The organism is Bacillus sp. EB106-04-04-XG123, assembly GCF_058791855.1.
In genome coordinates this window covers 205,909-232,109 of sequence record NZ_JBYTDZ010000006.1, presented here as the reverse complement: position 1 = coordinate 232,109, position 26,201 = coordinate 205,909, and the positions used below count along the sequence as shown (strand labels likewise).

Below are 26,201 nucleotides of genomic sequence, written 5' to 3'. Positions count from 1 at the left end.
ATAAATGATAATAGTACTAGTAATTTAATATTAACATAAATTACTTGGGAAGGAAAACAATAACTTTTAACTTGTAATTAAGAAAAGTAATAGTCTATTTTTTCTCGTAATCCCTCTTCAAAATCGAATACATAAACACATCATCAAACCCATTCTGACCAAGATCATACTCCCTCAATAAACCCTCTCGTACAAAATTAACCTTCTCCAATAATTGAACAGAGGACGTATTTGCTGGATCAATGATCGCTTCAATCCGATTCAGGTTCATTTCCTGAAATCCATATCGTAACACTGCAGCAATCGCTTCCTTCATGATGCCTTTTCTCCAATGATCTTGGTGTAATTCATAGCCAATTTCGGTGCGGAGGTGCTGTTTTTCTAGGTTGAGAAAGCCGCAGCTGCCGATGATGGCTGGGTTGTCTTTTAGAGAAATGCCCCAGCGGATGCCTGTTTGTTCTTTGAAGATGTTGTGATACCAATTGATTTCTCCTCTTGTGTCTTCAATCATTTTATGAGCATCAATTCCCATGTAGCGGCACACGGTTTCATTGGATAAATAGATGTGCATATCCTCAGCGTCTTCGATCGTCGCTTGTTTTAAGATTAGTCTTTCGGTATGTATGGTTGGAAATGATTGCGGGAATATCAGTTCACGTCTAGTCATATTTTTCTCCTTGTGCAATTTTATTTAAATTATACCTGTACTGGTCGATTTTGTGTAATGCTTTGGTGTAATATGAGAATATGATTGTGGGAATAATTCACAAACGAATTCGATAAAAGAGGATAATTGAAATGGGCATTTTTCTAATTATGATCGTCATCGTGATGATCATCGTATCTTTAGCGATCTATTTGTTTAAAAAGGGAATCATCCATTCTAAAGTGTTAGTGATTGTAGGTTCTGTTTTAGGAGGAACCGCACTATTTGTTTGGGTGGCTATGTTTTTTAATTTTCACTCTGTATCTTTAATAAATGAATCGTTAGGTCATTTTAAGATCGGTGAAAAATTTGAGGGAGATCATACTTTTGCGGAGAATACTCAATTCTCTCATTCTAAACAGAGGGTCTATATGGAAAAAGAAAATCAAGATTTTGTAGTATCAGTTGATCAACATCATCGAGTTACATCTATTTACAATCAGTCAAAACAGAAAAATCTTCAAACATCTAAGGGAGTTAGAATAGGAGAAGATTATTCATCTGTGATACAAACATATGGAGAGCAATTCAAAAAGCTCTGGTTTGTCGAAGGGTATAGCAAAGGTATACAATATCAAGATCAATCAAACGGTATCATTCTAGAGTTCTTTTTCAATGACAATAAACTAGCACTCATTGAACTTCGTAGTAAGCGGAAATAAAAAAGTAGAAAGTAAAAACAAGCATTTTAATTGAAATGCTTGTTTTTATGTTGCTTTTCCATAACATGCCTTACAATAAAAAACCCCTTCATTCCTCAGCCAAGCCTTTACCTCTGTCATTCCACGTCTCTTTGGATAGACGAGCTTGACGTACACTTCTTCGTTACCTTCTATCTTCTTCTGACAGCTAGCACATACGGGTTCTTCAAAGAGAAACAATCGGCATACTCCTTTTTGTACATATTTCTTCCATTATATCAAATATGCAACATAATCTTTGTGGCCCGTTCTTCACTTTTTCTATTTTTGTCCGACATATGCTACGTGAAAGAAATTTCCGTTTGTTGAAACCGTTTGAGAGAAACCTTGCTCTAACAGGTGTAGGAGGTGTGAGAGAGATGAAGCAAGTGCGTCTAATTAAAAAAGCACAAAAAGGGAATGTTCCGGCATTTGAGAAATTAATGCTGATGTATCAAGAGCGTTTATATAAAACGGCTTTTCTCTATACAAGAAATAAAGAGGATTCGTTAGATGCTGTTCAAGAGACGGTCATTAAAGCGTTTAAGCATTTATCTGGCTTAAAAGAACCGGCTTATTTTTCTACCTGGCTGACGAGAATTTTGATTCATACAATTTTTGCGATGAAGAAAAAACAGCAAGATGTTGTTCCGTTTGAACAGCATCATGAGAGCGTTGAGCGACATGATTTTTTAGAAGACAAGCTCGATTTAAAAAATGCACTTGAAGTGTTAGATGAGCAATATCAGCTCGTGATTCAGCTATTTTATTTTCAAGATTATTCGATTACGATGATTTCTGAACAGATGGGTGTGCCTGAAGGAACGGTTAAAACTCATTTGTATCGTGCAAGAAAGTTATTAAAGCAAACATTGGAGAAGGAGGAGAGTGTCGATGGAACGAAAAGAAATGAAAAAGCTTTATGATGGGATTGATGTACCAAAGGTTGAAGTGACCTCTGCTGTTCGCCAAGCCATTGGGGATGTGAAAGCGGAACAAAAAAGACACTGGTTCAAATGGAACTGGAGAACGCCAATATACTCTGCCATTGTTCTCATCGTCCTTTACTTTTCATCAGGTTTCCTTTTTCCTTCTCTTAATACAGCGATGGCACGTGTCCCGATAGTTGGGCAATTTTATATGATGTTTCACGATAAAGTAGGAATGGCTCTTTTTCAGAGTGATTTGGTGAAACATGTCAATGAGGGGGCTGAATCAAGAGGGGTGACTGTGAAAGTAAACAGCGTTTACTATGATGCCGGGCGGCTTGTTTATACGTTTACTGTGGAGAATTTGAACACAAAGGAAGATTCTGTACCATTCATAGTCAACAACTTCGATCATAAAAATGAAACTTTCCAACCGAGTTACGACAATCAGGGATTGAAAAAAATGAAAGATGGCCGCTATGTTGGGCAGACGGAAGTCTATACAAATGGACAAACGATCAAACAAGGTCAGCAAGTGCCACTTGTCATTTCGAAGATTGGGGATATTGTAGGGAATTGGCGCTTCAAGTTACCTGTGGTCAAGCAAAAAACCACTTTATTAGCGGGACAAAAAGACGTGTCTATTTTAAATGGAAGTTATCAAATAAGAAACGTAAAGGTAGAAAATGGAGTGAATGGCTCTGCTATTCAATATGCCATTGATTACAATGGTTTTGCCAAAGATGATAGAGTTAGTATTGATAGAATGAAGGATAATTTAGGGAATGAGTATGAGCTTGAGATTGGAACCGTTTTAAGAAAAAAACAACTGACTTCTGACAAAACTAGAAAAGATCATTTGACAATTTTGAATCAGCCGATCAATCCAAAGGCGACTGAATTGACATTTTACACAGATGTGAGATACGAACGAGAATACAGCCACATCATTCCTCTCAAGACAAAGCTGCCTGTTCAGTTCAAAACAAAACACCATGGCATCGGAATCAAAATCATTAAGATAGAGCAAAAAGACCGTTCTGTGATTGTTGATTATCAATTTACTGGAGTAGATCAAAAAGAATTAGATCAGGATGTGATGGAGAATATAGGTGAATTCATTGGATTAGGCGATGTTGAAAAGATGAAATCATGGCCCGATCCACAAGCAGACTATGAAAGCGGATATTACTTGAAGGGGAACCATGCGAAGGTGACGAATTTAAAGACAGCTTCCATGCAATCCACCTTTGAATTTGAAGATAAGAATTTAGAGAATTTATCATTAAACCATTTTTCTTTTAAAGAATATGGGCTTTATCTTGATTTGACTGAACTGAACATGTTGGCACCACAGAAAGAGATAAAGGTAACCATTCCAGTCAAAAAAGAAACTTCAAAAGCTAGTCAATAAATAAGAAAGCGAACATGATTACACATGTTCGCTTTTTGTCTGTTGTTCTACCAGTCGATGACGATTGAACGAATACCGAATCAACATCAACGCCACAAAACTAGCTAATCCACCAATCCAACTTAAATTCGTTACATTTGTATACTGTATAATCACGCCGCCAATAGACGATCCAAGCATCATGCCGATGTTCATTATCGCTGTATTAAAGCTCAGCACGGTTTCTGATGCTTGTGGTTTAAGGGAGATCAGATAAAACTGCTTCGCTGGTGTTGTTGTCCATGTAGCGATGCCCCAAATGGCAAGCGTGATCAAGACGCTAATTGTAGTGAATTGTGTAAAGAATAAGGCAAAGAGAGCGAACATCTGGATCATGATGCTGATCGAGATGGTTCGGTTTGGTCCCCATTGATCGACGGCGAATCCGCCAAAGCGTGAGCCAATAAAAGCAGAAATTCCTAAGACGAGCAAGGCAATGCTTGTCATTTCAAGTGAAAAGCCGGCGGTCTGTCGTAATAATGGAGAGATATAAGCAAAGACCATCGTGTAGCCTAAGATCCAAAAGACGGTTGTTGCTAGGCCGCTGATCACTCTGCGGTCTTGAAGAATGTGTAATTGCTGCTTTAATGGCAGATGAGAATGTCCCTCTATGCGTGGCAGCAATTGATAAAGAAGCATGAAGAGACAAGCAGTACCTAGTGCAATGATGAGAAAAATATAGTGCCAGTCCACATGACCTGATAGAAATGTTCCAATCGGCACACCAAGTACGAGTGAAACGGTGAATCCAGTGATGACCGTCGCCATTGCACTTCCCTTTTTTTCTGGCGGGGCGATCTGCGCTGCATAATTCGTGGCAACGACAATATATAAGCCGCCGCTCATGGCCATAATGACGCGAGATAGCAGGAGCAGCACAAAATGATGGCTAAAAAAGGCGAGCAAATTGCCTAAAATAAACACAAAAATAGCCGCTAACAAAACCTTTTTTCGGTTCAGTTTCGACGTTACCATGACTAAAAAGAGAGCGCCTACTGCATAAAAAAGAGAATAGACGGTGATGAGCTGTCCGGCAGCAGGAATGGAGATGTGTAAATCGACAGCAATGATATCTAGAATGCCTGACACGACGAATTCTGACGTGCCTGTGACAAATGAACCGACAGCTAAAAGAACAATCAATAGCTGATGAGATGTGTTTTTCATTTTGAACCCTTCCTTCATGTTGATACGTTGTCTTTAGTTTAAATTCCGTGCTAACATAAGTAAAATTGATGTTTTTCATGAAGGAGATGAGTAAATACTCATGAGCTTTGTTCGTTTTGATATTATCGCAAAAGTGGTGGAGCTTGGCAGTTTTACAGCAGCAGCTGAAGCATTAAATATGACGCAGTCAGCTGTGAGTCATGCAGTGGCGAATTTAGAGTCAGAGTGGGGTGTGTCTTTATTCATTCGCGACCGAAAAAAGGGCATTATGCTGACGGACATTGGTCAAACGCTTCTCCCGCATATTAGAGAAGTGTTAAATAGAGTGGAGAAAATCCAGCAAGAAATTGCGTTAACGAAAAATATTGAAACAGGCTTGATTCGTATCGGCACATTTGCCAGTGCCTCTGCCTGTTTATTGCCTAAACTGCTTGTGAGCTATCAGAAAAAACATCCAAAAATCGAATTTAAATTCTATGAGGGAACGTATGAAGAAATATTGGAGTGGCTGGATTCTGGCATCATTGATGTTGGATTTGTTGTGAAAGGCCATGCGGATGAAGCCTTTGATTTACTGCCGCTTATGAAAGATGAGATGGTGGTCGCCTATCACCCAAATCATCGATATGAACAGCAGCCCATTGTAGATATAACAGATTTGGCGGATGAACCATTTATTATGCCGACTGGCATGTATCAATCACATGTAGAGGATATTTTTTCAGAGGCGCAAATGAAGCCGGCTGTTTTATTTGAAGTTCATGATTGTACGACCATTGCTCGTATGGTAGGGGAAGGACTCGGCGTCACGATTGGTCCGGAGTTGTTTTTAAAAACGCAGCAGCTTGTGCATATTCGTCACCTGAATGTCTCTCATCATCGTGAGGTTGCGCTCGCCTGTCCTTCTCTCACCCAAGCTTCTCCGGCAGTGAAAGAGTTTTTCCGTGTAGCCGAAACAGTATTTGCCAAAAGAGAAGGATTAGGAGAAGGGTGTATAAAGAACTAGATGTGAATTTCCAAATTCGTGTAATAAGACGAATGAAGCGGACATTTCTTTGAAAAATGTTCGCTTTTCGTATTGTGTTTTAAAAATGAAGTTGGTACAATAGACACAGAAATCAAATAGATAGAAGTCGTATAATCGCGGGGATATGGCCCGCAAGTTTCTACCAAGCTACCGTAAATGGCTTGACTACGTCAATTCACACTCGTTTGATATAAATCATGCATTGTTCTTGTTTTATGTCACAGTCTGAATTCACATATGTAGTCAAGCGTCCCAAAATTGTTGGGGCGTTTTTTATTTGACTAGTGAATGGGGCAGGCTAAAGCAAAAGGACATGAAGGGAGTCAGTTGGCTTGAAACAGTTTTTTCAGTTTGATGAGTTAGGAACGAATTACCGCAGAGAAATCATCGGTGGTTTAACCACATTTTTGTCGATGGCTTACATTCTGTTTGTCAATCCGATCACACTTGCATTAGTGTCGGTACCGGATTTTCCAGATAAATTACGTATTGATCAGGGCGCTGTCTTTACAGCAACGGCGTTAGCTTCTGCTGCAGGGTGTATCCTGATGGGATTGATCGCCAGGTATCCAATTGCGATTGCACCAGGTATGGGTCTGAATGCGTTCTTCGCCTTTTCGGTTGTGCTTGGCATGGGCATTAAATGGGAAGCAGCACTTTCGGGTGTGTTTGTTTCAGGATTGATTTTCGTAGCCCTTTCTTTAACAGGTTTCCGTGAAAAAATCATCAATGCCATTCCGGCTGAGCTGAAGCTGGCGGTTGGTGCAGGTATTGGTTTGTTCATTACGTTTGTTGGTCTTCAAGGCTCTGGCATTATCGCCAATAATGATAATACGCTCGTTTCGATTGGGAACATTCATAGTGGTCCGGTTCTGTTAACGGTGTTTGGTATCGTAGTGACTGTTATATTAATGGTTCTTCGTGTGAATTCAGGTGTCTTCATTGGGATGCTTGTGACTGCTATTGCCGGGATGATTTTTGGTCTTATACCAGTACCGTCTCAAATTGTGGGAAGTATTCCAAGCTTGTCTCCAACCTTTGGTCAAGCCTTGATTCACTTACCAGAAATATTCTCGATTCAAATGCTTATTGTGATTTTAACGTTCCTTTTCGTTGGATTCTTTGATACAGCTGGTACGCTTGTAGCTGTGGCAACACAGGCTGGTTTAATGAAAAATAATGAGCTGCCACGTGCAGGAAGAGCGCTCTTGGCGGATTCTTCTTCAATCGTTGTAGGTTCTGTTCTTGGTACATCAACGACAACGTCTTATGTTGAATCTAGCTCAGGTGTAGCGGCTGGTGCGCGTACTGGTTTTGCAGCGGTCGTCACAGGGATTTTCTTCTTGCTGGCGATGTTCTTCTCACCGCTTTTATCCATTGTTACACCTAATGTGACAGCACCTGCTTTAATTATTGTTGGTGCACTGATGGTCGCTCCGCTGGCGAAGATTGCATGGGATCGTTTTGAAATTGCGGTACCAGCGTTCTTAACGATGATTATGATGCCACTGACATACAGTATTGCAACAGGGATTGCGGTTGGCTTTATTTTCTACCCGATTACGATGATCTTTAAAGGGAAAGCGAAAGAAGTGCACCCAATTATGTACGGATTGTTTGTCATCTTTATTCTATATTTTGCTTTCTTAAATCATTAATTGAACATCTGAAACAGCAGCTCATGGGGCTGCTGTTTTTTTGTTAAAAAAATCAAAACATAGTTGACTTATAGGAATTATGTGTTTATGATAAAAAGACATAATTCGCTGATTGGATCACCAAAGGCGCTTTGATTTCCTTTTTTAATAGAAGGTTTCAGGGTGCCTTTTTTTCTTGCAGACATTCAAAAGGGGAGGAGATGTCTTTTGTCACACTGGCTTAGACAGGTGATTGAACGAAAAAAGCAGGTGCTGATTCAAAAGCTCCTTTTATGGGGGCATGAAGAAAAGCAGGAAGCGCTCATGCATTATACAATTCATGAGCTGGAAAATGAGGTTCTCTATTTAAAAGAGCGAAAACAAAAATAGGGGGATGAGCGATGGATGAACAAAAGCTGAATTATATTTTATCTGCCTTAAAAGGGATCGACTATGGATCAGTGGTCATCACCATTCATAATGGCCATATTACACAGGTCGATACGACCAAAAAGACTCGGTTCCCCGCTCATCAGGAGAATCTCCGAGTTCAGCAAGGAAAGCGGAGTCACTATCGTTGACCATGAATTTCAACATTGATAAAAAGCTGATGGAGGCCGTCAGCTTTTTTGTTTTGTCTTATTTTCTCTCCGTTTTAAAACCTCTGCTGGCTTTTATCCGTCTATTCGTATGAACGTCAAGGAATCTTGACTGAATAGAGAGACTCCGCTACTTTAAGAGGAGTCATCCGAACAGTTCATTCACTTGAACCTGTAAGGATTGGATAGGAGTTGATATGAGATGTTAGAGAAAGATCAAGATCAGGGGACATCTGAAAAGAAAAATGAAGAGTCATCAATAGATCAAGAAACAAGGCAATCCCGCCTCAGCCGCAGCGCTGCAAAACGTGGAAGAACCTCAAAATCAGCAGATGATGAGCGTTCAACCATCCAGCGTATGCTGCAAGGTGTAGGAGGCGCGTTTAAACGCTATGGTTCATATGGACTGGCGATGTTAAAATCACCGAGCCAGGCCATCAATCAAGCGGAAACATTGCGTATGAAGTACGCCTGGATCTCGATTGTGTTATTCAGTGTGTTTTTTGCTTTAGGCAACTATGTTCAATTAAAGGCGTCAAAAACCCGTTTATTAGGCTTTGGCATTCATTATTCTTTTGGTGACGCCTTTTTGAGGGTTGCAGTCTTTACACTCATTGTGTTGACATTGATGATGCTCACTGTCTGGCTGCTCGGAAAATACATGCTAAAAGGAAACATATCACTGAAAGAAGTGATCATGAAGTTTGGTGCTGCGCTTGTGCCGGTGTTGGTTTTATCCATCCTTTGGCTTGTATTTGCCATGCTGAATATTCCATATGTGACCGTCATATTATCCGTGATGATGTTTGTCGGCCTTCAGTTGATTGCGGTCGTGCTCTTTCGCTCGATTCAATCGGAGCATGATGCCGTACGTGGAGATTTGATGTATGCGGGCTGGGTCTTTTTATTGGTTGAGCTTGTCATCATTGCGCTGCTCTGGGGCATAGTCGGGGAGTATTTGATTCCATCACTGGTTCCTGTTCGATTTGGATAAAACACACCTGAAAACCTCCTTTTTGAAAAAGGGGGTTTTCATGTTGAGAAGAGAAAAAAACGGGTAAACTCTTGGTAACAAACACCACCCTTGTTGTCGAAAGATATATGTGTTTTGATCGCGTAAATTTGATTGTATCAAGGTATGTTCTCTAGTAGAATATGGGGTGCTTTATTTGATTTTTTAGTGCAGGGGGTTCGAATCGTGCTTCAACAACTTTTATCCAATGCGTTCACCATGGTTTTAATCATTTTAGTGATTAATATTGTCTATGTTTCTTTTTCCACCATGCGTTTGATTTTAACAATGAAAGGCAGACGGTACGCAGCTGCTTTTGCGGGTACGATCGAAATGCTCATTTATGTCATTGGGTTAAGTATCGTTCTAGATAACTTAGATCAAATACAAAATGTCATTGCGTATGCCCTAGGTTATGGAATGGGGATCATTGTCGGGATGAAAATTGAAGAGAAGCTGGCACTTGGCTACACAACTGTTAACGTGATCACAAAAGAATTGGATGTCGATCTCCCAAGACAATTGAGAGAAAAAGGATATGGTGTCACCAGCTGGGTAGCAGGCGGTCTTGAAGGAGACCGGACAGCATTGCAAATTTTAACACCGAGAAAATATGAACTGCAATTATATGAAACGATTAAAACGCTGGATTCAAAAGCGTTTATCATTTCATATGAGCCCAAATCGATTCACGGCGGCTTCTGGGTGAAGGCTGTGAAGAAAAGGAGAATTAAAGAATGACCGCAAAACCAAAGAAGAAAAAATTCTATGTGGAAGACAACATGACGATTGATCAAGTGTTGTCCCAGATGGCGGCGGAAGGCTACTCGCCTGTCAGACGAATGGAGGAGCCAATTTTTCAAGAAAAGAAGGAAAATGGGTCGATTCAGATCATTCCGATTGGGAAAAAAATCGTATTTGAAGGAAAAATAGTCTAAATCCGAACATTAAAACGACGACTTCATAGATTGTTCGATAAATCCGTTGACATCATGAACATCCGTTGTTAAGATAAACATGAAATCAAAACACGAGCCTCATATAATCTTGGGAATATGGCCCATAAGTTTCTACCCAGTTACCGTAAATGACTGGACTATGCAGGATAGTGAACAAAACTGACATGGCAATTCAAAAGCGAACAGCGCTTACCATGGCCCGGTTTGTGTTGCTTCCTAACAATGCAATGCAAATCGGGCCTTTTTGTTCGGCGTTTGACAAGCTGCTTAGGTTTGGGAAGCGTGTCAAACGATACAAAATCGAATATCAGCTTAAAGGTGGGGACAAAATGAAGCCGCTTGTAGGTGTCATCATGGGAAGTACATCTGATTGGGAAACAATGAAAAATGCTTGCGACATCTTAGAGGAATTAAACATTCCGTATGAAAAACAGGTGGTATCCGCACACCGGACACCTGACTTGATGTTTGAATATGCGACTGAAGCAAGAGGTAAAGGACTAAAGGTCATCATTGCCGGTGCTGGAGGCGCAGCACATTTACCGGGGATGGTCGCAGCAAAAACGACACTGCCGGTCATTGGCGTGCCTGTACAATCAAAAGCACTAAACGGGCTGGATTCCTTATTATCCATCGTTCAAATGCCAGGCGGTGTACCAGTTGCTACAGTAGCAATTGGCAAAGCCGGTGCAACAAATGCAGGCCTTCTTGCCGCACAAATGATTTCAGCATTTGATGAAACAATCGCAGCTCGCCTTGAAGAAAGAAGAGAGCAGACAAAACAGACTGTACTAGAAAGCAGTGATCAGCTTGGCTAAGCAGACCATTTTTCCAAACGCAACCATCGGAATCATTGGCGGCGGACAGCTTGGCAGATATATGGCCGTCAGCGCAAAGCAAATGGGGTACCGGGCAGCAGTTCTAGACCCGGTCACACAATCTCCTTGCGGACAGGTTGCCGATACAGAAATCACAGCCGCATATAGTGACCTTGAAGCGATTCGAAAGCTGGCAGAAATCAGCGATGTGGTGACTTATGAGTTTGAAAATATCGATTATGATGCACTGAATCAGCTGAAGGAAGAAGCCTACTTACCACAAGGAAGCGATCTTCTCCTTTTAACTCAAAATCGTGAGACCGAGAAAAAAGGGATTGTAGACGCAGGCTGTGAAGTAGCACCTTACCGCATCATTCATGATGAAAATGAGCTGGAAGATGCCGTGGACGTGCTCGGTTTGCCAGCCGTGCTGAAAACATGCAGAGGCGGGTACGACGGAAAAGGACAGTACGTCATCAAAGAAAAAGGACAGCTTCAGGAAGCAGCTGCACTGCTCACACATGGAACATGTATTTTAGAAAGCTGGGTTCCATTCCAAATGGAGCTTTCGGTGATCGTCACTCGTTCTGTTCATGGAGAGATCGCAGTATTCCCAGTCGCTGAGAACATTCATAAGCATAATATTTTGTTCCAAAGCATTGTACCTGCAAGGGTAGAGAACCGCATTCAGGAGAAGGCGAAAGAACTGGCGACAACACTGGCTGAAAAGCTGGGGCTGGTTGGTACTCTTGCTGTAGAACTGTTCCTGACAAATGACGGAAAGCTGCTCGTCAATGAACTGGCACCACGCCCGCATAATTCTGGTCATTATACACTTGATTTATGTGAGACAAGTCAGTTTGAACAGCACGTCCGCGCTATATGTGGTCTGCCGCTTGGCGGTACAGCCCTTTTATCAGAGGGAATGATGGTGAATTTATTAGGCGATGAAGTGGACATTCCAAAAGAGCATCCTGAGCTTCTCAAAGAAGCGAAGCTTTATCTATATGGAAAGCATGAAGTAAAAGCCGGCCGCAAAATGGGGCATATGACGTTTATGAAACAGCTCGATGATGAATGGATGACAAACATCACAAAGATATGGACTGAAAGAGATGGAGGAAACGGGAAATGATCGAACGTTACGCACGACCAGAAATGTCAGCAATCTGGACAGAGGAAAACAAATTTAATGCATGGCTTGAAGTAGAAATTCTCGCTTGTGAAGCTTGGGCAGAGCTTGGTGTCATTCCGAAAGAAGACGTTGTGACAATGCGCAAAAATGCAAGCTTTGATATTGGACGTATTCTGGAGATTGAACAAGACACGCGCCACGACGTGGTTGCCTTTACGCGTGCTGTATCTGAATCTCTAGGAGAAGAAAGAAAGTGGGTTCATTACGGATTAACATCGACAGACGTAGTGGATACGGCGCTTTCATATCTATTAAAACAGGCGAATGATATCTTGCTCAAGGACATTGAGAGATTTGTTGACATACTAAAAGAAAAAGCAAAAGAGCACAAATATACCGTCATGATGGGGCGTACACACGGTGTACACGCTGAACCGACAACATTTGGCCTGAAGCTTGGTCTTTGGTACGAAGAAATGAAGCGTAACCTAGAACGTTTTAAACAAGCAAAAGCTGGCATTGAATATGGCAAAATCTCTGGAGCTGTTGGCACATATGCGAACATCGACCCGTTTGTTGAGCAATATGTATGTGAGAAACTTGGCATCAAAGCTGCACCAATTTCAACCCAAACCTTGCAGCGTGACCGCCATGCAGATTACATGGCTACTCTTGCTTTAGTGGCAACGAGCATTGAGAAATTTGCTGTTGAAATTCGTGGTCTTCAAAAGAGTGAAACACGTGAAGTAGAAGAGTTCTTCGCAAAAGGACAAAAAGGATCATCAGCGATGCCGCATAAGCGTAACCCAATCGGTTCTGAGAATATGACGGGAATTGCCCGCGTGATCCGAGGATATATGCTGACAGCTTATGAAAATGTACCGCTTTGGCATGAGCGTGATATTTCTCATTCATCTGCTGAGCGCATCATTTTACCAGATGCCACGATTGCACTGAACTATATGCTCAACCGTTTCTCAAACATCGTGAAAAACTTGACGGTCTTCCCTGAGAACATGAAACGCAACATGGACCGCACACTTGGCTTAATTTACTCACAGCGCGTTCTTCTTGCACTAATTGATACAGGCATGGCACGTGAAGAGGCATATGACACGGTTCAGCCAAAGGCAATGGAAGCGTGGGAGAAGCAAGTGCCGTTCCGTTCATTAGTAGAAGCAGAAGAAAAAATCACGTCACGCTTAACACCTGAACAAATCGCTGACTGCTTCGATTACAACTATCATTTGAAAAATGTCGATATGATTTTCGAACGTCTAGGTCTTGCGTAAGAAATGGGCCGCCTGCTCGCCAGGCGCCCAATCCTGAAAATTGCCAACATTCAAATTAGGAGGCCAACCTGAATGACTGTGAAACAAGAACTTCTCTACGAAGGCAAAGCGAAAAGAATCTATCAGACCGATGACGAGCATATTTTATATGTTGAATATAAAGACTCAGCTACAGCATTTAACGGCGAAAAGAAAGCTGAAATCGAAGGCAAAGGCAGACTGAACAACGAGATTTCAAGCTTAATCTTTCAAATGCTGCATGAAAAAGGGGTCAACAATCACTTTGTAAAACGCCTCTCTGAAACAGAACAGCTCATTCAAAAGGTACAGATTGTTCCTCTTGAAGTCGTTGTACGAAATGTAGTGGCGGGCAGTATGTCAAAACGCCTTGGCATACCAGAGGGAACGAAACTGGACACACCTTTGATCGAGTTTTACTACAAAGATGATGCACTCGGCGATCCGCTCATTACAGAAGATCATATTCGCATTTTACATGCAGCGACACCTGAGCAGGTAGAGGAAATGAAACAGATCACAAGACAAGTGAATGAAGAGTTAAAGCAAATCTTCTCAGATTGCCATGTGAATTTAATTGATTTCAAGCTTGAATTCGGAATAGATCACGAGAATCGTATTTTGCTAGCTGATGAGATTTCACCTGATACGTGCAGGCTTTGGGACAAAGATACAAACGAAAAGCTTGATAAAGACGTGTTCAGACGAAACCTGGGCGGCTTAACGAATGCATACGAAGAAATTTTCAAAAGACTTGGAGGCCATAAACATGTATAAAGTGAAAATTTTTGTCAGCTTAAAAGAGAGCGTTCTTGATCCACAAGGAAGTGCCGTGCAGCACGCTTTGCACAGCATGTCTTATCAGGAAGTAAAGGATGTCCGTATCGGTAAATACATGGAGCTTGTCATTGAAAAATCAGATCGTGATTTAGACACAGTCGTCAAAGAAATGTGCGAAAAATTACTTGCCAACACGGTGATTGAAGATTACCGCTATGAGGTGGAGGAGGTTGTCGCACAGTGAAGTTTGCAGTGATCGTCTTGCCTGGCTCTAACTGTGATATCGATATGTACCATGCGATTCAAGATGAGCTAGGTGAACAAGTTGAATATGTATGGCACGACGAAACGAGTCTTGACGGATTTGACGGTGTACTCGTACCAGGCGGTTTCTCTTATGGGGATTACTTAAGATGTGGTGCGATCGCCCGCTTCTCAAACATCATGCCGGCGGTGAAGAAAGCAGCTGAGGAAGGAAAACCTGTTCTTGGTGTTTGCAACGGGTTCCAAATTCTTCAGGAGCTAGGCATTCTTCCGGGTGCGATGAGACGAAATAAAGACTTGAAGTTTATCTGTCGACCAGTTGAACTCATTGTAGAAAACAACGAAACGCAATTTACAAGCGGTTATCAAAAAGGCGAATCCATTACGATTCCTGTAGCGCACGGTGAAGGCAACTTCTACTGTGATGAAAACACTTTAGCGAAGCTCATTGAACGCGGCCAAATCGCTTTCACTTACGGAGACGATATTAACGGCAGTGTGAATCGAATTGCAGGTGTAACGAATGAAGAGGGCAATGTACTCGGCATGATGCCACACCCTGAGCGCGCGGTTGATTCATTACTAGGCAGCGCAGACGGACTTAAATTGTTTCAATCTATCGTGAAAAATTGGAGGGACACTCATGTCACTACTGCTTGAACCAAGTCACAAGCAAATTAAAGAAGAGAAATTGTATCAGCAAATGGGATTGAGTGATGAAGAATTCGCTTTAATCGAATCCATTATTGGCAGGCTGCCAAACTACACAGAAACGGGTATTTTTTCTGTCATGTGGTCAGAGCATTGCAGTTATAAAAACTCAAAGCCTGTTTTAAGCAAATTCCCGACAAAAGGAGAACATGTCCTTCAAGGTCCTGGGGAAGGCGCTGGAATCGTTGATATTGGAGACAACCAAGCGGTTGTATTTAAAATCGAATCACATAACCATCCATCTGCGATTGAACCGTATCAAGGAGCGGCGACAGGTGTCGGCGGAATTATCCGTGATGTATTCTCCATGGGTGCGCGTCCAATTGCTGTATTAAACTCTCTTCGTTTTGGTGAACTGACTTCACCGCGCGTGAAGTACTTGTTTGAAGAAGTAGTGGCAGGGATCGCAGGCTATGGAAACTGTATCGGAATTCCAACAGTCGGCGGAGAGGTTCATTTCGATCAAAGCTATGAAGGCAACCCGCTCGTGAATGCAATGTGTGTTGGACTAATCAACCATGAAGACATCAAAAAAGGGCAGGCCAAAGGTGTTGGCAACACGGTCATGTACGTTGGGGCCAAAACGGGACGTGACGGAATTCACGGTGCAACATTTGCATCTGAGGAATTTTCTGATGAATCAGAAGAAAAACGCTCAGCTGTTCAAGTCGGTGATCCGTTCATGGAAAAACTGCTGCTTGAAGCGTGCCTTGAAGTCATCAAAAACGATGCACTCGTTGGGATTCAGGATATGGGAGCGGCTGGCTTAACAAGCTCAAGTGCGGAAATGGCGAGTAAAGCAGGTTCTGGTATTGAGATGAATCTAGATCTCATCCCGCAGCGTGAAACAGGCATGTCAGCATACGAAATGATGCTGTCTGAATCTCAAGAGAGAATGCTTTTGGTCATTGAAAAAGGCCGTGAACAAGAAATCATTGATATTTTTGAAAAATACGATCTTGAAGCGGTATCAGTTGGTCATGTGACAGGCGATAAAATGCTTCGTTTACTCCATCAAGGTGAAGTAGTATGTGAGCTTCCTGTTGACGCTCTTGCAGAAGAAGCGCCGGTTTATCACAAGCCGTCAAGTGAGCCTGCCTACTATCGTGAGTTTTTAGAAACAAAAGTTGAAGCACCTGCTATCACAGATGCAGCAGACACGTTAAAGCAGCTCCTTCAGCAGCCAACGATCGCAAGTAAAGAATGGGTCTATGATCAATATGACTACATGGTTCGGACAAATACAGTCGTTGCACCAGGCTCTGATGCGGGCGTTTTAAGAATCCGTGGAACGAAAAAAGCCCTTGCGATGACAACCGATTGTAACGCACGTTATCTGTACCTTGATCCAGAGGTCGGCGGGAAAATCGCAGTCGCAGAAGCAGCACGTAACATTGTTTGCTCAGGCGCTCGTCCACTTGCAGTAACAGATAACTTAAACTTCGGTAACCCAGAAAAACCAGAAATTTTCTGGCAAATTGAAAAATCTGCTGACGGTATTAGCGAAGCATGCCGCAAGCTAAGCACACCAGTTATCGGTGGTAACGTCTCTTTATATAACGAATCAAATGGAACAGCCATTTACCCAACACCAGTCATTGGGATGGTTGGTTTGGTTGAAGATACATCTCATATTACGACGCAGTCGTTCCAGCAGGCTGGCGATGTGATTTTCGTGATTGGTGAGACGAAGGAAGAATTCGCAGGCAGTGAGCTACAAAAGATGACAGAAGGCCGTATTTACGGAAAAGCACCGGAAATTGATTTGGATGTAGAGCTCACGCGTCAGGAAGCCCTTCTTGCTGCGATTCAAAACGGACTTGTTCAATCAGCACACGATGTGTCTGAAGGCGGTCTTGGTGTCGCACTTGCTGAAAGTACATTTGGAACAGACGGTCTTGGCGCTCATATCCAAATGGATTTAAACAGCGAAGCTTCATTATTTAGTGAAACACAGTCACGTTTTGTTGTCACAGTGAAACCAGAGCACCGTGAAGCATTTGCTGCGGCTGTCAAAGATGCGAAAGAAGTTGGAACGGTCACAAATGATGGTGTATTCACCGTCAAAAATCAAGAAGGACAACAATGGATTCATGCAGCGGTCAACGAACTTGAACGCGCATGGAAAGGAGCGATCCCATGCTTGCTGAAATCAGAGGCTTAAACGAAGAGTGTGGCGTCTTTGGGGTTTGGGGACACGAAGAAGCCCCGCAAATCACATATTACGGATTGCATAGTCTTCAGCACCGAGGACAAGAAGGTGCGGGAATCATTGCAACAGATGGTGAAAACCTGACGGCACATAAAGGCCTTGGACTGATTACGGAAGTCTTTCAAAACGGTGAGCTAAAGGATTTGAAAGGAAAAGGTGCAATCGGACACGTTCGGTATGCGACAGCAGGCGGAGGCGGCTTTGAAAATGTGCAGCCCCTCTTCTTCCGCTCGCAAAACAACGGCAGTCTTGCTCTTGCTCATAATGGGAACTTAGTGAATGCAACGCAATTAAAGCAGCAGCTAGAGAACCAGGGGAGTATATTTCAGACATCTTCTGACACTGAAGTGCTCGCTCATTTAATTAAACGCAGCGGCTATATTGAATTGAAAGAGCAGATCAAAAATGCCCTGTCCATGCTTAAAGGAGCATATGCTTTCTTAATTATGACGGAAACTGAAATGATTGTGGCACTTGATCCGAACGGCTTACGTCCGCTTTCACTTGGTATGCTTGGGGACGCTTATGTCGTTGCTTCTGAAACATGTGCATTTGACGTTGTCGGCGCCACGTATTTACGAGATGTGGAGCCTGGCGAAATGCTGATCATTAATGATGAAGGCCTCAAATCTGAGCGCTTCTCCATGAATATTAACCGCAGCATGTGCAGCATGGAATACATTTATTTCTCAAGACCTGACAGCAATATCAACGGCATCAACGTGCATAGTGCGAGAAAGAACCTTGGCAAAAAGCTTGCTGAGGAAGCGCATGTCGAAGCAGATGTTGTGACTGGCGTACCAGATTCGAGTATTTCTGCAGCGATTGGATATGCCGAAGCAACAGGTATTCCATATGAGCTCGGTTTAATTAAAAACCGTTATGTCGGCAGAACCTTTATCCAGCCGTCTCAAGCATTGCGTGAGCAGGGCGTGCGCATGAAGCTGTCTGCTGTGCGCGGGGTCGTCGAAGGAAAGCGTGTCGTGATGGTGGATGATTCCATCGTACGCGGAACAACAAGCCGCCGCATTGTGACGATGCTAAGAGAAGCGGGTGCGACGGAAGTCCATGTCCGCATTAGTTCACCGCCAATTGCACATCCGTGTTTTTATGGAATTGATACGTCCACACATGAAGAGCTGATTGCTTCTTCTCATTCAGTGGAAGAAATTAGACAGGAAATCGGTGCAGACTCCATTGCCTTTTTATCTGTAGACGGTTTAATGGACGGGATTGGCAGAAAGTATGATGATCCGCAGCGCGGTCAATGCTTAGCATGCTTTACTGGGAAATACCCGACGGAAATTTATGAAGATACTGTTCTTCCGCATGTGAAGGAAACAGCACTGACGAAATAATCGAATAAAGGAGCAGCAGTCAAGATGATTTGATATGCTGCTCTTTCATTCTGCTGAAAATAAATGGAAGAGAAGCAGCTAAAAGGAGTGAATGGGATGTCAGAAGCATATAAAAACGCCGGTGTCGACATCGAAGCAGGATACGAAGCCGTTAAACGAATGAAAACACACGTAGAACGTACAAAAAGAGCAGGCGTCATGGGTGCTCTAGGTGGATTTGGCGGTATGTTTGATTTATCTGAGCTGCCATACAAAAAGCCCGTTCTTGTTTCAGGAACAGATGGTGTTGGAACAAAATTAAAGCTTGCCTTTTTAATGGATCAACACGATACGATCGGCGTCGATGCCGTGGCAATGTGTGTCAACGATGTGCTTGCACAAGGGGCAGAACCGCTCTTTTTCTTAGATTACTTAGCAGTCGGAAAAGCAGATCCTTTAAAAATTGAATCTATTGTCAAAGGTGTGGCTGACGGCTGTGAGCAGTCTGGTTCAGCGCTTGTCGGAGGCGAAACAGCAGAAATGCCGGGTCTTTATACAGAAGATGAATATGATATTGCTGGTTTTTCAGTAGGCGTCGTTGAAAAGGATGAAATCGTGACAGGTGAAAGCATCAAAGAGGGGCACTTGCTGATTGGACTCAGCTCAAGTGGAATTCACAGCAATGGGTACTCTCTCGTTCGTAAAGTATTGCTTGAAGACGCTGGTCTTGACCTGCATCAAACGTATGAGCCTTTTACAAGACCGCTTGGAGAAGAGCTTCTTGAACCGACCAAAATTTATGTGAAGCCTGTTCTTAAACAAGTGAAAGCCGGTAAGGTTGACGGTATGGCACATGTGACAGGCGGCGGCTTTATTGAAAATTTACCACGTATGCTGCCTGAAGGGCTTGGCGTTGAGATTGATAACGGCTCATGGCCGGTACCGCCAATTTTCTCCTTTATTCAAGAAAAAGGACAGTTAAAGGCTGAAGAAATGTTCAATGTGTTTAATATGGGCATTGGTTTTGTCTTAGCCGTAAAAGAAGATGACCTTGTCGAAGTGATCAGAGGACTTGAAGAAGACGGAGAGAAAGCTTTTCTCATCGGCCGTGTTCAAAAAGGAGAAGGTGTCACATTCGGCGGTGGAAGCCTCTCATGAAGAAGTTTGCGATCTTCGCCTCTGGAAGCGGGACGAATTTTCAAGCCATTATTGATACATTAAAAAAGGAACAGTGGCAGGCAGAGGCCGCCATTGTGATTTGTGATAAACCGGGGGCAAAGGTGCTGGAGCGTGCTGAGAAAGAGGGCATTCCCTCCTTTGCATTTACCCCGAAGGCTTTTCCGAATAAAGCCGCTTTTGAACAAACGATCATTGAACAGCTTAGGCTGCATGAAGTGGAATGGGTTTTCCTTGCTGGGTATATGAGACTGATTGGTCCGACATTACTTGAAGCATTCAGAGGGAAAATTGTTAATATCCATCCGTCCTTGCTGCCAGCCTTCCCAGGGCTTGATGCTATTGGCCAAGCCTATCAAGCAGGCGTCAAAGTGGCAGGCATCACTGTCCATTTTGTCGATGAAGGCATGGATACGGGTCCGATCATTGACCAAGCGTCGATTTACATCGAACAAGGGGAAGAGCTTGAATCGATTGAAAAAAGAATGCATGAACTAGAACACACACTATATCCAAAAGTGATCAAATCACTTTTAGAATTATCTTAATGAGGTGACGAAGGCATGACGATCAAACGCGCATTAATCAGTGTTTCCGATAAAACGAATCTTGTACCTTTTGTGAAAGAATTAACAGAACTTGGTGTTGAAGTGATTTCAACTGGAGGTACACACAAGCTTCTTCAAGAGAACGGTATTGATGTTATTGGGATTTCAGAAGTCACTGGATTCCCTGAAATCATGGACGGACGACTCAAAACACTTCACCCGAACATTCATGGCGGACTTTTAGCAGTGAGAGAAAACGATGAGCATATGGCACAGATTGAAAAGCATGGCATTCAGCCGATTGATCTAGTTGTCGTGAATCTCTATCCATTCAAAGAGACGATCTCAAAAGACGATGTGACATATGAAGAAGCGATTGAAAACATTGATATTGGCGGACCGGGAATGCTTCGTGCAGCATCAAAAAACCACCAAGACGTCACAGTGATTGTCGATCCTCGTGATTATGATACAGTCATTCAGCAAATCAAAGAAGGCGGCGTGTCACTAGAGAAAAAGCGTGAGCTTGCTGCAAAGGTATTCCGTCATACGGCTGCTTACGATGCTCTGATTGCAGATTACTTAACGAATTTTGTTGGCGAAACAGAGCCAGAACAATTCACTGTCACGTTTCAGAAAAAACAATCCCTTCGTTACGGAGAAAACCCGCACCAAGCGGCGACTTTCTATGAAAATGCTCTTCCAGCGAAAGGTTCGTTGGCTACTGCAAAGCAATTACATGGAAAAGAGCTTTCCTATAACAATATTAAAGATGCAGATGCAGCACTCCAAATTGTACGAGAATTCACGGAGCCGGCAGCTGTTGCTGTGAAGCATATGAACCCGTGCGGCGTTGGTACAGGAGAAACGATTGCAGAAGCATTTGACCGAGCGTTCAAGGCAGACGAAACTTCTATTTTTGGCGGCATTGTGGCACTTAACCGTGAAGTAGACAAACAAACGGCTGACGTGCTGCATACAATTTTCTTGGAAATTGTCATCGCTCCTTCGTTCAGCCAAGAAGCACTTGACGTGTTAACGTCGAAAAAGAATCTTCGTCTATTAACATTAGATGAAGAAGCGGATCTTGGGAAAAAAGAAAAGCAGCTGACAAGTGTCCATGGCGGATTGCTTGTTCAGGATATTGATACGTACGGCTTAGAGGAAGCAACGATCTCTATTCCAACGAAAAGAGAACCAACAGAAGACGAATGGAAAGACTTAAAACTTGCTTGGAAAGTGGTCAAGCATGTGAAATCAAATGCCATTGTACTTGCGAAAGATCAAATGACAGCAGGGATCGGCGCTGGACAAATGAACCGTGTCGGCTCAGCGAACATTGCGATTGAGCAAGCAGGTGAAAAGGCAAAAGGAAGCGCACTAGGCTCTGATGCGTTCTTCCCAATGGGCGATACAGTGGAAGCTGCTGCAAAGGCAGGCGTCACAGCGATCATTCAGCCAGGCGGATCTATTCGTGATGAAGAATCGATTCAAAAGGCAGATGAATACGGCATCGCCATGGTCTTCACTGGCGTTAGACATTTCAAACATTAAGGGGATGACAGAGTGAACGTACTAATTATCGGCAGAGGCGGAAGAGAGCATACCATCGCATGGAAAGTGAATCAAAGTGAACTTGTCAGCCAAGTATTTGTCGCACCCGGCAATGATGGAATGACAGATGCTGCGAAGCTTGTACCAATCGACGAAGGCGATCATGAGGCATTAATTCGTTTTGCAAAAGAAAACGAAATCGGCTTAACCATTGTCGGTCCAGAGGTTCCTTTAATCGCAGGTGTGGTGGATGCATTTGAAGAAGCAGGTCTAAAAGTATTTGGACCGAATGCAAAAGCTGCGGTCATTGAAGGCTCAAAGGAATTTGCAAAAGACTTAATGAAAAATTACCATATCCCGACAGCCGCCTATGCTGCCTTTACATCGTTTGAAGAAGCGAAGGCATATGTGGAAGAAAAGGGTGCGCCGATTGTCATTAAAGCAGACGGGCTCGCCGCAGGAAAAGGCGTCACAGTGGCTATGACGCTTGAAGAGGCGGTCGATTGTCTGCATGATTTCTTAGAGGATGAAAAGTTTGGCGATGCAAGTGCATCTGTTGTCATCGAAGAATTTTTAACAGGCGAAGAATTTTCACTCATGGCCTTTGTCAACGGAGAAAAGGTGTACCCGATGGTGATTGCGCAGGATCACAAGCGGGCCTTTGAAGATGACAAAGGACCGAACACCGGCGGAATGGGCGCTTATTCACCAGTTCCGCAAATTTCAGATGAAGTGGTTCAGAAAGCGGTGGAGGACGTCGTCAAACCGGCAGCTCGCGCAATGGTGCAGGAAGGGCGTCCATTTACAGGCATTTTATATGCTGGCTTAATGCTGACACCAGAAGGCTCAAAGGTGATTGAATTCAATGCACGCTTTGGCGACCCTGAAACGCAGGTGGTTCTCCCTCGTCTACAATCAGATCTAGTTCAAGTATTTCTCGATATTCTTGATGGAAAAGATGTGGACTTACAGTGGAAAGACACTGCGGCTGTCAGTGTGGTTCTTGCATCAGAGGGATACCCAGAAGACTATGCAAAAGGCACACCAATCGGTACCTTGCAAACGACTGTCTCTGATGTCGTGACCTTCCACGCAGGAACAAAAAAAGAAAACAATCAATTCGTCACAAATGGCGGCCGTGTAGCGAATGTAACCGCATTTGACGACACATTTGAAGCGGCAAGATCAAGAGTGTATGAAGCGGTTGAAGAAATCATACAGCCAGGTCTATTTTATCGCCGTGACATTGGTGCCCGTGCGCTGAAGGCTGCGGGGAAAAACGTTTAATCAAAACACCTTTCTATCTGACGAGATGGAAAGGTGTTTTTTGTTCATGAGAAGGGATGATGCTCGAATATGAAGAAGTAATATGGGATGACGAATTTATGAGGAGGCAGCATGGTCATTCAAGGAATCATTCTATTTGCCATCGTTCTACTTATTTTATTTATACTGTTCTCAAATCTCATCATGTATGAAGCGAGAAAGCAAAACAAAGCCAAAAAAGGCTCAGCCATTAGGTATATGATCATGTCGATTTTTTCTGGTATCGTCATTGTTTCATGTTCCATTTGGATTTTTTTTATTAGCTGATTTATAAGAGAGGATGAGTATATGGTGCAATTGAAGGAACTTGCGAACGAGCGTTTTTCTGCCTCGATCTGTATTGATTCATTTAATGAGCGAATCCGTTTGGATGACTACGGCGGCAGGGTGCGGGATGTGATTCAGTCGGTTCTTCAGGAAGCGGCGGACTGTAAGGCTTCTAAGGTCATTGTGAAAGTCAGGCGTGAGCATATGCCTCTTTTTTTAGAAAAAGGCTTTCGGCTTGAAGGCGTGTTTTCTCATTATTTTCTTGGAAGTGATGCGTACGGCATGTCGCTCTTTCTGACGGAGAGTCGAATGAACAGCCCGTATTGGCTGAAGGAAGATGAAATTGTTGCGTCTATTCAAGAAAAGCCTCTCAAAAAAGATCAAGGCACGTGGCAGGATGAGTATGTAATGAGGAAAGCGGATACGCAGGATATTCACAAGCTGGCAAAGCTCTATGATACCGTCTTTGAAACGTATCCTACGCCAATGAATGAGCCAGATTATATCCAAAAGGTGATGGAGGAAGGGACGGTTTTTTATGCCGTTGAACATGATGGGCACATTGTGAGTGCAGCATCTGCTGAAATCAATGCCCCTTATGGTCATGCGGAATTAACAGATTGTGCGACCCTTCCGGCATACAGAAAACTAGGATTCATGCATCATTTGATTCTAGCACTCGAAAAGGAACTTCAATCCATGCACATTTATGTCTTTTATTCTCTTGCACGTGCACTGTCCTATGGAATGAATCAAGTGTTTTATCAGCTCGGGTATACGTATACCGGCCGATTCCAAAACAACTGCTATATTTTTGACAAAATTGAAGATATGAATCTATGGGTCAAAACGCCGAATGAATCATGAAATGGTTCTCATCTGATCAAGCAGACCAGATAGGCGGTACGCCATGATACTGAGCTGCAGCTTCATCCGATCATCCGTGGATTTGAGGCTGCAGCCTGTTCTCGTTTCAATTTGTTTCAGCCGGTAGCTTAGTGTATGTCTGTGAATAAACAATTCTCCCGCAGATTTTTGAATATTTTCATTGTGGGCCAAATACACTTCGAGTGTATGGATCAGGTCTGCCCCCTGTTTTTTCGTAAAAAGCAAAGGACTTAACAGCTCCACGTAAAAGTCATGCAAATTCATACCCGCTTCATTCATTTCAAGAAGCATCCCGTATAAGCCGAGCTTCTGATAATGAATGATGCATTCGTCTGTCTTTAAAAGCGGAAGAAGTCTTGCTGCATACTGCGCTTCCTTCGCGCTTTTTGCAAAGAGACCGATCTGGTCATAGGCTCTCCCAATGCCAATCACGATTGGATGGACGGGAAAAAAATAAGACCAAGTGCTCCGGCACTCTTCTGCTGCGCGATACCATTCCGCTTCTTGAAACGCTTTTTTTCCTGCGGGGGTAAGAACAAAAATGGAATCGAGCCTTGTCTTAAGTAAAAAAGGAATATGTCTGCGTTCAAATATCGACGTGAGCAATTGAGATAGGCGCTGCATCATTTGGTGATCGAGCTGTGTGTGCTGATGCTGAAATTGAAAGTAGATGACCACCTGCTCATCGCTCATATCATATTGCAGCTTTGTTGCTTGCTCGATGACATAGCTTTCTTCTGTGTATTGCTGCTGCAAAATATCATCTAACAAATGACCTTGCATTTGGTTTTCTGTATCTTGAATGGCTTTTTGCTTCAGCCATTCAATCGCATACACAGCTCCGGCATGCTCGATGGCAATCGCGTCGAGATGATGCCACGCATCCTTTCTCTTCAAAGATACAATAAACCCGAAAATATCACCCATCGCAATCACCGGACATGCAGCAAGGACAAACGCACCGCATGTGTCATAAACGAGCCGTCCTTTCTCCTCAGCCTGCTTAAGAAGAGAAGAGGTTTCAATCGGTTCGTCATCTGTTAGAAAGCCCAAAGCAGGAGAATATGTCACGTCATCTGTTTCGAAATGAGCTGCTGTTTGATGTAAAAAAACATCAAGCACAACGATGTTTGCCGAAGTGAGATGTGCCAGCTCATCTGTAATTTGTGTGACATTTTTATTGCTGACATTTAAATGAGTCAGTCTTTGGTGAATGGCTGAAGAATATTTAAGCTGGTGGAGCTGGCTGCTGACGATTTGCTCTAGAACGGCTTTTGTAATGTCGGAGAAGTTGACATGCGAAGGAATCTCGATGAGTGGAATGCCGCTGTTTTTGGCAGCTTCGATCAGTGATGCAGGAATTTCCGTTAAGTACACGCCTTTATAAATGGCAATGGCGGATAGACGATCAGATTGAATCAGTTCTTCAAGCCGGGCGCGCCTTTCCCTATTGTCTGCAAGCCCAAAGCCGGTTGTGACAAGCAGCTCTCCTTCTGAAAGCCTTGAAGTATCTTCGATAATTTCCACGATGGTCACCCACTGAATGTGGCGGTCCAGTCCATTTTCTCCAGCAAGCAGCTTTGTTTCCTTCATGATATCGAGCGAGAGTGCATCTTTGACGAGAATCGCCATAAACTCATGACCTCCTTTTGAAGACTCTTATACACGATGTATAAAAAATACGTGTGAAATTCGGGCATGTGGCG

General features: G+C 43.1%; 28 protein-coding genes and 2 riboswitches. Of the genes, 24 read left to right on the top strand and 4 right to left on the bottom strand.

Going from position 1 to position 26,201, the window contains the following annotated elements; all coding sequences use genetic code 11:
* Window positions 1-94 precede the first annotated feature (94 nt).
* Entirely contained in the window at window positions 95-667 is a 573-nt protein-coding gene (locus AC3WTB_RS18120) for a GNAT family N-acetyltransferase (RefSeq protein WP_492334070.1), read from the bottom strand.
* A 131-nt stretch (window positions 668-798) separates the two neighbouring features.
* On the opposite strand from AC3WTB_RS18120, the gene AC3WTB_RS18115 reads away from it, so the two are divergent.
* The gene (locus AC3WTB_RS18115; protein WP_058837856.1) at window positions 799-1,368 is read left to right on the top strand and encodes a hypothetical protein; all 570 of its coding nucleotides are present in this window, start codon (window positions 799-801) and stop codon (window positions 1,366-1,368) included.
* A gap of 45 nt (window positions 1,369-1,413) precedes the next feature.
* On the opposite strand, the gene AC3WTB_RS18110 is transcribed toward AC3WTB_RS18115, so the two are convergent.
* Window positions 1,414-1,587, bottom strand: coding sequence for a Fe3+ hydroxamate ABC transporter substrate-binding protein (locus tag AC3WTB_RS18110; protein WP_144495372.1), 174 nt, complete (start codon window positions 1,585-1,587; stop codon window positions 1,414-1,416).
* 179 nt (window positions 1,588-1,766) lie between these two features.
* Here AC3WTB_RS18110 and AC3WTB_RS18105 point away from each other — a divergent pair, with 179 nt between their 5' ends.
* Window positions 1,767-2,312, top strand: coding sequence for a sigma-70 family RNA polymerase sigma factor (locus AC3WTB_RS18105; protein ID WP_212043959.1), 546 nt, complete (start codon window positions 1,767-1,769; stop codon window positions 2,310-2,312).
* Entirely contained in the window at window positions 2,281-3,729 is a 1,449-nt protein-coding gene (locus AC3WTB_RS18100) for a DUF4179 domain-containing protein (RefSeq protein WP_492334069.1), read from the top strand. The genes AC3WTB_RS18105 and AC3WTB_RS18100 overlap by 32 nt, the downstream gene beginning before the upstream one ends.
* An 18-nt stretch (window positions 3,730-3,747) precedes the next feature.
* On the opposite strand, the gene AC3WTB_RS18095 is transcribed toward AC3WTB_RS18100, so the two are convergent.
* Window positions 3,748-4,935: an MFS transporter gene (locus AC3WTB_RS18095; RefSeq protein ID WP_492334068.1), complete on the bottom strand. Its 1,188-nt coding sequence runs from the start codon at window positions 4,933-4,935 to the stop codon at window positions 3,748-3,750.
* 100 nt (window positions 4,936-5,035) lie between these two features.
* Here AC3WTB_RS18095 and AC3WTB_RS18090 point away from each other — a divergent pair, with 100 nt between their 5' ends.
* The 21 genes from AC3WTB_RS18090 (at window position 5,036) to ablB (ending at window position 24,474) form a co-directional block, all read left to right on the top strand.
* Window positions 5,036-5,941: a LysR family transcriptional regulator gene (locus tag AC3WTB_RS18090; RefSeq protein ID WP_251181388.1), complete on the top strand. Its 906-nt coding sequence runs from the start codon at window positions 5,036-5,038 to the stop codon at window positions 5,939-5,941.
* Window positions 5,942-6,048: 107 nt separating this feature from the next.
* Window positions 6,049-6,150: riboswitch (purine riboswitch) on the top strand.
* Window positions 6,151-6,294: 144 nt separating this feature from the next.
* Entirely contained in the window at window positions 6,295-7,620 is a 1,326-nt protein-coding gene (locus tag AC3WTB_RS18085; protein ID WP_492334067.1) for an NCS2 family permease, read from the top strand.
* A gap of 207 nt (window positions 7,621-7,827) precedes the next feature.
* Window positions 7,828-7,989: a hypothetical protein gene (locus tag AC3WTB_RS18080; RefSeq protein ID WP_165585024.1), complete on the top strand. Its 162-nt coding sequence runs from the start codon at window positions 7,828-7,830 to the stop codon at window positions 7,987-7,989.
* A gap of 11 nt (window positions 7,990-8,000) precedes the next feature.
* A complete protein-coding gene (locus AC3WTB_RS18075) occupies window positions 8,001-8,180 on the top strand; it encodes a YezD family protein (protein ID WP_047202807.1) in 180 nt (59 codons plus the stop codon).
* Between the two features lie 220 nt (window positions 8,181-8,400).
* Complete coding sequence (locus AC3WTB_RS18070; protein WP_492334066.1) at window positions 8,401-9,192, top strand: DUF6574 domain-containing protein; 792 nt, start codon at window positions 8,401-8,403, stop codon at window positions 9,190-9,192.
* A gap of 204 nt (window positions 9,193-9,396) precedes the next feature.
* Window positions 9,397-9,951 carry a DUF2179 domain-containing protein gene (locus tag AC3WTB_RS18065; protein WP_024424505.1) on the top strand — a complete coding sequence of 185 codons (555 nt, stop codon included), beginning with the start codon at window positions 9,397-9,399 and terminating at the stop codon, window positions 9,949-9,951.
* Window positions 9,948-10,148, top strand: coding sequence for an NETI motif-containing protein (locus tag AC3WTB_RS18060; RefSeq protein ID WP_012009137.1), 201 nt, complete (start codon window positions 9,948-9,950; stop codon window positions 10,146-10,148). Before AC3WTB_RS18065 ends, AC3WTB_RS18060 begins: the two co-directional genes overlap by 4 nt.
* A 79-nt stretch (window positions 10,149-10,227) precedes the next feature.
* Window positions 10,228-10,329, top strand: a riboswitch (purine riboswitch).
* A 169-nt stretch (window positions 10,330-10,498) separates the two neighbouring features.
* Entirely contained in the window at window positions 10,499-10,987 is a 489-nt protein-coding gene (purE, locus tag AC3WTB_RS18055) for a 5-(carboxyamino)imidazole ribonucleotide mutase (protein ID WP_039183007.1), read from the top strand.
* The gene (gene purK, locus AC3WTB_RS18050) at window positions 10,980-12,122 is read left to right on the top strand and encodes a 5-(carboxyamino)imidazole ribonucleotide synthase (RefSeq protein ID WP_492334065.1); all 1,143 of its coding nucleotides are present in this window, start codon (window positions 10,980-10,982) and stop codon (window positions 12,120-12,122) included. The genes purE and purK overlap by 8 nt, the downstream gene beginning before the upstream one ends.
* A complete protein-coding gene (gene purB, locus AC3WTB_RS18045) occupies window positions 12,119-13,414 on the top strand; it encodes an adenylosuccinate lyase (protein WP_024426701.1) in 1,296 nt (431 codons plus the stop codon). Before purK ends, purB begins: the two co-directional genes overlap by 4 nt.
* Window positions 13,415-13,486: 72 nt before the next feature.
* Window positions 13,487-14,209: a phosphoribosylaminoimidazolesuccinocarboxamide synthase gene (gene purC / locus AC3WTB_RS18040; protein ID WP_039176936.1), complete on the top strand. Its 723-nt coding sequence runs from the start codon at window positions 13,487-13,489 to the stop codon at window positions 14,207-14,209.
* Window positions 14,202-14,456, top strand: coding sequence for a phosphoribosylformylglycinamidine synthase subunit PurS (gene purS / locus AC3WTB_RS18035; RefSeq protein WP_003214349.1), 255 nt, complete (start codon window positions 14,202-14,204; stop codon window positions 14,454-14,456). The genes purC and purS overlap by 8 nt, the downstream gene beginning before the upstream one ends.
* On the top strand, window positions 14,453-15,136 hold the full coding sequence (gene purQ, locus AC3WTB_RS18030; protein ID WP_064497675.1) for a phosphoribosylformylglycinamidine synthase subunit PurQ: 684 nt from the start codon (window positions 14,453-14,455) through the stop codon (window positions 15,134-15,136). The genes purS and purQ overlap by 4 nt, the downstream gene beginning before the upstream one ends.
* The gene (gene purL / locus AC3WTB_RS18025) at window positions 15,120-17,351 is read left to right on the top strand and encodes a phosphoribosylformylglycinamidine synthase subunit PurL (RefSeq protein ID WP_492334064.1); all 2,232 of its coding nucleotides are present in this window, start codon (window positions 15,120-15,122) and stop codon (window positions 17,349-17,351) included. The genes purQ and purL overlap by 17 nt, the downstream gene beginning before the upstream one ends.
* Entirely contained in the window at window positions 17,327-18,757 is a 1,431-nt protein-coding gene (purF, locus tag AC3WTB_RS18020) for an amidophosphoribosyltransferase (protein WP_039183010.1), read from the top strand. The genes purL and purF overlap by 25 nt, the downstream gene beginning before the upstream one ends.
* A gap of 96 nt (window positions 18,758-18,853) precedes the next feature.
* A complete protein-coding gene (gene purM / locus AC3WTB_RS18015) occupies window positions 18,854-19,894 on the top strand; it encodes a phosphoribosylformylglycinamidine cyclo-ligase (RefSeq protein ID WP_039176942.1) in 1,041 nt (346 codons plus the stop codon).
* Window positions 19,891-20,460: a phosphoribosylglycinamide formyltransferase gene (gene purN / locus AC3WTB_RS18010; protein WP_041087079.1), complete on the top strand. Its 570-nt coding sequence runs from the start codon at window positions 19,891-19,893 to the stop codon at window positions 20,458-20,460. Before purM ends, purN begins: the two co-directional genes overlap by 4 nt.
* Before the next feature lie 15 nt (window positions 20,461-20,475).
* The gene (purH, locus tag AC3WTB_RS18005; RefSeq protein ID WP_492334063.1) at window positions 20,476-22,014 is read left to right on the top strand and encodes a bifunctional phosphoribosylaminoimidazolecarboxamide formyltransferase/IMP cyclohydrolase; all 1,539 of its coding nucleotides are present in this window, start codon (window positions 20,476-20,478) and stop codon (window positions 22,012-22,014) included.
* A 12-nt stretch (window positions 22,015-22,026) separates the two neighbouring features.
* On the top strand, window positions 22,027-23,301 hold the full coding sequence (gene purD / locus AC3WTB_RS18000; RefSeq protein WP_492334062.1) for a phosphoribosylamine--glycine ligase: 1,275 nt from the start codon (window positions 22,027-22,029) through the stop codon (window positions 23,299-23,301).
* Between the two features lie 111 nt (window positions 23,302-23,412).
* Entirely contained in the window at window positions 23,413-23,607 is a 195-nt protein-coding gene (locus AC3WTB_RS17995; protein WP_039176953.1) for a hypothetical protein, read from the top strand.
* Window positions 23,608-23,628: 21 nt separating this feature from the next.
* A complete protein-coding gene (ablB, locus tag AC3WTB_RS17990; protein ID WP_492334061.1) occupies window positions 23,629-24,474 on the top strand; it encodes a putative beta-lysine N-acetyltransferase in 846 nt (281 codons plus the stop codon).
* Here the strand turns inward: ablB and AC3WTB_RS17985 are convergent.
* The gene (locus AC3WTB_RS17985; RefSeq protein ID WP_492334060.1) at window positions 24,469-26,127 is read right to left on the bottom strand and encodes a PucR family transcriptional regulator; all 1,659 of its coding nucleotides are present in this window, start codon (window positions 26,125-26,127) and stop codon (window positions 24,469-24,471) included. The genes ablB and AC3WTB_RS17985 overlap by 6 nt on opposite strands.
* Window positions 26,128-26,201: the final 74 nt, after the last annotated feature.